Raw genomic sequence first — 5,951 nt, 5'->3', positions numbered from 1 at the left:
AGCGATGTGAATTACGGATAGTCGGCGTAAGCCGCTACTAGCCGTTTGAAGCTCGCTAGGCGAGAGACCAAGGCTCGAGCCGGTGCCATGGCTTTTTAACGATCAAACTCGAAGCGCAACGCATGCTCACCAGCACAACTTCCATTAGAAAAGAAAAGTTCTTTTAAATACTTAAAATCACTTGATGAATTTCGCCCCTCCAGCGTTTATATATCTATGAGGTGATAAGATGTGGAATCGTTGGAAAAATTTATCTGTTCAAGACATCGTGCATGACTACGGCCGCTATCTCATCGGTGCCTTGGTCGCCCTCTGCCTAGCCCTTTTCTTCCTAGGCCGTTTTTTAGGAGGCAATCAAAGCGCTGACTTAGTGGAAGAAGTCCCAGTAGAAGCCTTGGCCGACCAGCCCGAACCAGTCGAGCCTGCCCCAGAAACAGCCGAATCCTCTGCCAGTCCGCCGCCTGCCCAAGAAACCCTCTATGTGGACGTCAAGGGGGCGGTCAAGGAACCCAAGCTCTACCAGGTGGAGGCGGGCATGCGGGTCTACGACGCGGTTATGTTGGCGGGCGGCTTCTTGCCCGAGGCGGACCAGGACCAGGTCAACTTCGCCCAGCGCTTGGAGGACCAGATGTTGGTCTACATCCCGCGCCAGGGTGAGGAAGTGCCGGACAACTTGAAGCTGGCGGTCCAGACAGGCGGGAGCCAGGCCCCTGCCTCTTCGGGAGACCAAACACCCGGCAACCAGGTCAACCTGAACACGGCGGACAGCGCGGAGCTCCAGACCCTGTCCGGGGTGGGGGAGAAGAAGGCGGCGGATATCATTGCCTACCGGGAGGCGAACGGCCCCTTCCAGACGGTGGATGACCTGGCCCAAGTGTCGGGGATCGGCGAGAAGACCCTGGACAAGTTGCGCCCCCAGCTGACGGTGGACTAGGATGCTGGACCGGTTAAAATCCTACCATATTGTCAGCTGGGCCCTCCTTGTCCTCCTGGCGGCTTGCCTTGTTTTAGCGCCGTCCATCTGGTCCGCAGCCGGCCTTATCCTCCTCCTGGTCCGACTCGCTTATTTAAAAGAACCCCGCTTTTTTCGTTCGACCCTAGTCCTAGCTGGCCTTTGCTTGGCCTATTTTGCCTGGCAGGCTGGGGGCTCGTCTTCTCTCTTGGAGGCGGGGGCTTTTGAAGGGGCGCTAGCTATGGACCTGGCAACCCTGCAGGTGGACGGGGACCAGGTCAAGTTCCAGGGCGATGTGGTCCTAGGGGAAGGGCAGACCGAGCGGATACAGGCCTTTTACCGCTTGGCATCAGAAGAAGAGCAGGTGGCCTTTGAGGGTTTGGACCAGGCCCTCACCTGGCAGGTCAAGGGTGAGCTCAGCCAACCCCAGCCCAACCGCAACCGCTATCTCTTCAACTACCGGGCTTATTTAGACCGCCAGGGGATTTTTTACCTGGGGGACCTGGAAGCCATGCGGCCGCTTGCTGTCCAGCGGGGTTGGCGGGCCTTTTTGGCTGAGGCCCAGGTCGGAGTCCGCCAAGGCTTGGGCCGGCTAGCTAATGACCAGGTCCGGGCCTATGTCCTCGCCCTCTTTTTTAACGACAGCCAGTGGATCGACCCGGACGCCATGGCCTCCTACCAGACTATCGGCATGATCCACCTCTTCTCCCTGAGCGGCTTCCACGTGAACTTCCTCCTCAAGCACTGCCGCTATGTCTACCTCCGCCTGGGCGGACTCCTGGACTACTTCGATGGTCTGGCTCTGGTCCTCCTCCTGGTCTACGGGACCCTCCTGGCCTGGCCTTACGGGATGGTGCGGGCTATTGGGGTCTACCTCTACCAGGTCCTCTGCCGGGCTTTGGGACGGCCGCCGTCCAGCCTGGAGGGAACGTCCTGGGCGCTCATTGTCCTGGTCATCGGCCAGCCCACCGCCATCTTCTCCCTGGGCTTCCAGCTCTCCTTTGCCCTGGCTGTAACCCTCTTAGTCCTTGACGGCGGCATCCGGCGTCTGACTCCGCGGCCCCTCCTCCGTGAACTGACGCGGTCCCTGGCCTGTTCCTTGGTCAGTCTGCCCTTCCTCCTGGTCCACAACCATGCCTTCTCCTGGCTCTCTCTTGTGGTGAATTACTTCTACAGCCTCCTCTTCTCCTCCGTATTGATCCCGGTCCTCCTGCTTTTACTGGTCCTCCACGCCCTAGGTCTGGCTAATTTCTTGCTCGGTTTCCAGGGCCTCCTAGGGCAAGCCCTCCACCTCCTCGAAAAAATCTCCCAGGCGCTAAGCCAATGGCAGGGCTTGACCTGGGTCACCGGCCACTTGCCGGCCTGGCTCGTTTTTCTTTATGGACTGGCCCTGGTCGCCGTATTGGCTTGTCTTCAAGCAGGCCAGATCAGGCGTAAGGCTGGGCTCTCTTTACTGAGCCTGCTCTTAGTCATCTACCTCTGGCCCAATCTCAAGGTCCAGGGCCAGGTGTCGGCGCTCGCTATTGGTCAGGGGGACTGCCTCCTGGTCCGCCTGCCTTTTAACCAGGGCAACTACCTGATCGATGCAGGCAGCCAGCCTAGCTTCTTTGACCGCGAGCCCTGGCAGGTCCGCCGTAAGACGTCTACGGTGGCCGGTCGAGACATCTTGCCAGCGCTCCGGGCGGAAGGGGTCCGCCACTTGGACGGGATCTTTATCAGCCACTCCGACTATGACCATTATGGCTCCCTTGAAGAAATCTGTGAAAACCTGCCGGTGGATAAACTCTACTTGCCTATTGGTTTGGCCCAGGATGAAGCAGTCTTGGCGGATTGGCAGGGCTTGACCCGGCAAGGTTGGGTCTGGCTCCGAACCGGCGACCGGCTCCAGCTGGGGCGCCAGGCAACCTTTGACATCATCCAGCCCGACCAGCTGGGCCAGGGGGACAATGCGGATTCCCTGGTCATCTGGGCCGAGCTCTACGGGCATTCCTTTCTCTTTACCGGGGATACGGAAGGACAGGCGGAGGAAGCCATGGCCCAGCGTCTTCGGGGGCGGGACCTGGACTATCTCAAGGTGGCCCACCACGGCTCGGACCATTCCTCGCCGCCTGAAGTCTTAGCTAGCTTGCAGCCCCGGCATGCGGTGATTTCGGTGGGCCAGAACAACCGCTATGGCCATCCCAGCCCCCGGGTCTTGGCCGACTTGGAAGCGGTGGGCGCTCAGGTCTGGCGGACAGACGAAATGGGGGGCATCCACTATATTTTTAGCCCAAAATCCGCTACAATAGAAAGGACGATCCAATTAGAAGAAGGGGAATGACGCGTGGAAATTCAAAAACAGCTGCAAAATATCAAGGCGGGCAAGTGGGCTCCGGTCTATCTTTTGCTTGGCCAGGAGACCTATTTGGTGGACCGTTTTCGCCAGACCCTGGTTGACTCGGTCCTGGGCGGGGAAGTCAATGCCTTTAACTTTGTCCACTTCGACCTCCAAGAACAGGCCCTGTCCGACGCCATGCTGGAAGCCAATACCATTTCTTTTTTTCAAGAGACGCGGATTATCTGGCTCAGCCATCCCAGCTTTTTGACCGGGGACAAGGGCAAGGGGGCGGTCAAGCAGGACCCGGACGAGCTCCTGGCCTACCTGGACCATCCCGCTGAGGAAGTCGTTCTGGTGATCGAGGCCCCCTATGAGAAGCTGGACAACCGCAAGAAGGTCGTGAAGCAATTAAAAAAAGCGGCCAGCCTAGTGGACGTGGGCGAGATGAAACCCGACCAGGTAGCCCGCTATCTGGAGGGCTATGTCTCCCAGCTGGACCAGGCCATGGACCGGGACGCCGTCAAGCTCTTCCTCGAGCGGACCAATTATAAGCTCAGCCGGACCATGGATGAGATGGCCAAGCTCCAGCTCTTCACGGCTGACGCGGACCGGATCACCGCCCAAGATGTCCGCCTCCTGGTCGAGCCCTCCATCGATGACGATATCTTCCACCTGACCGACTACCTGATGCGCGGCCAGGCCGAAGCAGCACTCAGCCTCTACCGGCAACTGATCGCTGACAAGCAGTCGCCCATCGCCATCCTGGCCCTCCTCATGTCTAACTTCCGCCTCTACTGCCAGATCAACCAATTCCAGCGCATGGGCTACGACCAGGGCTCCATGGCCAAGGCCCTGTCTGCCCACCCCTACCGGATCAAGATGGCCAGCAAACAAGCCTCTGCCTACCCCGGCGACCGCCTGATCCAAGCCTACCTGGCCCTAGTCGACCTCGACTACCGGATCAAAACCGGCCGCGTCGACCAAGACCTCGGCATCGAATGGTTCATCCTGCGCTTTTGCGGGTAATAATGAAAAAGCACCGCGCTAACTTCCTTCATGGAGAGGAGAAAGTTAGCGCGGTGTTTTTTGTATACAAATTGTGCTAGTGAGCATGCGTTCCGCTTTTGAATTTGGCCTTTCAAGAGCCATGGCACCGGTTCGGGCCAAGGTCCCTCACCTAGCGAGCTTCAAAGGGCTAGTAAGGCTAACGCCAACTATCCCTAATTCACATCGCTTGCTTGGTCATGGCTAAAGGCCAACTTCAAAGCTCCACTCCTGCTCACAAGTAACTGGTATAGGATTTCTAATCACTGTTAGAAAATATAGCTCTTGCTTTTCTTGGAAAAGGAGTGTATTCACTAATGAGACTGCTATTAGCGAGTAGTTGACCGCGAATTTTTAAATAGAGCCTTGGTTTGTGAGTCGCCTGATGCCAACTTTTAAACACCCGCTAAGTTTGCAAGTCAGAGGGTGTCAACTTTCAAATGACTCGCCAGTTTGAAAGTTCGATGGCACTAACTTTCAAACACCCGACAGCTTTGCAAGTCAGAGGGGGGCAACTTTCAAACGAGGGTGTCTCTTGGCAAGTAGGGCGTTAACTCGCCTTATAGATAGCAGCTAATTTTTTATTCACCATCACTTTCCCCACCATTCGATCCCTCGATTTCATAATACGGATAGTCGGCCATATCTTCATAGGCGTAGGATTGGTCGATTCCTTTCATATAAACTAAACGGTTATCAACTTCATCGGTCAGCGCGTTTTTTAGGAGCATCTTCAAGAGATTGTTGTTAGCCGGACTTAATGCCATGGCAGACAAGTAGTCTCTTTTGTCGATAAGCGACCAATCAATACAAATCGATAAATTTTCTTTCAATATTTGATCCAGCCAAATCCGCGTCGACCGCCCATTTCCTTCTCTAAAAGGATGGACCACATTCATTTCGGTATATTTATCAATTATCGCGTCGAAATTATTTTCTGGCATGGCTTCGACCGCCTGAATCGCTGACTCTAAGTAGAGCACACTGGCAAAGCGGAAATTTCCCTTAGAAAGATTGACCTGCCGCACTTCGCCTGGATGGACTTCCGGAAAATCTTGGAACAAATAAGCATGGATATCTGCCAAGCCTCTAAAACTCCCAACTTCAAATTCATCGATAAGATTGAGGTCCCAAAGCTCATGGGCTCGCCGTTTCGTTTGGTATTCTTCATTCTTCATCATCTTCACCCCCATCGCTTCTCTGTAAAGCTAAGTATAACATCTTGTCAGCCTTAGGAAAAATGACAATCCTATTGTGGGTGGGGATGCCGTTCGCAAGTCGCCTATTTGCATTCGAGAGCCCCGAAAGCAAATAGCACTTGTCAATTTGCGCTCAAGAGCTCTGAGAGCAGATAGCATTTGCCAATTTGCACTCAAGAGTCCTGAAAGCAGATAGCGTCTCGTCAATTTGCGCTCTCAAGCCCTGAGAGCAGATAGCAGCTCGTCAATTTGCACTCAAGAGGCCCGAAAGCAGATAGCATCTCACCGGAACAGCTTTTGCACAACTACTAACAAAGCACCAAGCAAAAATCAGCTGGGGGTTTGTCTTTGAGCAGGAGTGGAGCGTTGAAGTTAGGCCTTAGCCATGAAAAAGCAAGCAAAGGGAATTACGGATCGTAGGCGATAGCCGTACGAACCG

General features: G+C 55.3%; 4 protein-coding genes. 3 read left to right on the top strand and 1 reads right to left on the bottom strand.

The window, feature by feature from the left end; all coding sequences use genetic code 11:
• Window positions 1–229: 229 nt before the first annotated feature.
• From HMPREF3090_RS00350 to holA, 3 genes are read left to right on the top strand one after another with little or no spacing between them, the layout of a single operon-like run.
• Window positions 230–934 (top strand): helix-hairpin-helix domain-containing protein, encoded by a 705-nt coding sequence (locus HMPREF3090_RS00350; protein WP_067972362.1) that lies wholly within the window; start codon window positions 230–232, stop codon window positions 932–934.
• Window position 935: 1 nt separating this feature from the next.
• A complete protein-coding gene (locus HMPREF3090_RS00345) occupies window positions 936–3,272 on the top strand; it encodes a DNA internalization-related competence protein ComEC/Rec2 (RefSeq protein ID WP_067972359.1) in 2,337 nt (778 codons plus the stop codon).
• 3 nt (window positions 3,273–3,275) lie between these two features.
• On the top strand, window positions 3,276–4,295 hold the full coding sequence (holA, locus tag HMPREF3090_RS00340) for a DNA polymerase III subunit delta (protein WP_070485682.1): 1,020 nt from the start codon (window positions 3,276–3,278) through the stop codon (window positions 4,293–4,295).
• Between the two features lie 599 nt (window positions 4,296–4,894).
• Here the strand turns inward: holA and fic are convergent.
• Window positions 4,895–5,506: a protein adenylyltransferase Fic gene (gene fic, locus HMPREF3090_RS00335; protein ID WP_070485680.1), complete on the bottom strand. Its 612-nt coding sequence runs from the start codon at window positions 5,504–5,506 to the stop codon at window positions 4,895–4,897.
• Window positions 5,507–5,951: the final 445 nt, after the last annotated feature.

This window comes from Aerococcus sp. HMSC23C02 (assembly GCF_001806805.1).
Lineage (GTDB): Bacteria > Bacillota > Bacilli > Lactobacillales > Aerococcaceae > Aerococcus > Aerococcus sanguinicola.
Note: the sequence above shows the minus strand (reverse complement) of the source record. Positions and strands in the feature narration are given on the sequence as shown.

Coding starts and splice junctions, on each gene's coding strand:
- HMPREF3090_RS00350 (WP_067972362.1), top strand. CDS start 230: ATGTGGAATCGTTGGAAAAATTTATCTGTTCAAGACATCGTGCATGAC.
- HMPREF3090_RS00345 (WP_067972359.1), top strand. CDS start 936: ATGCTGGACCGGTTAAAATCCTACCATATTGTCAGCTGGGCCCTCCTT.
- fic (WP_070485680.1), bottom strand. CDS start 5,506: ATGGGGGTGAAGATGATGAAGAATGAAGAATACCAAACGAAACGGCGA.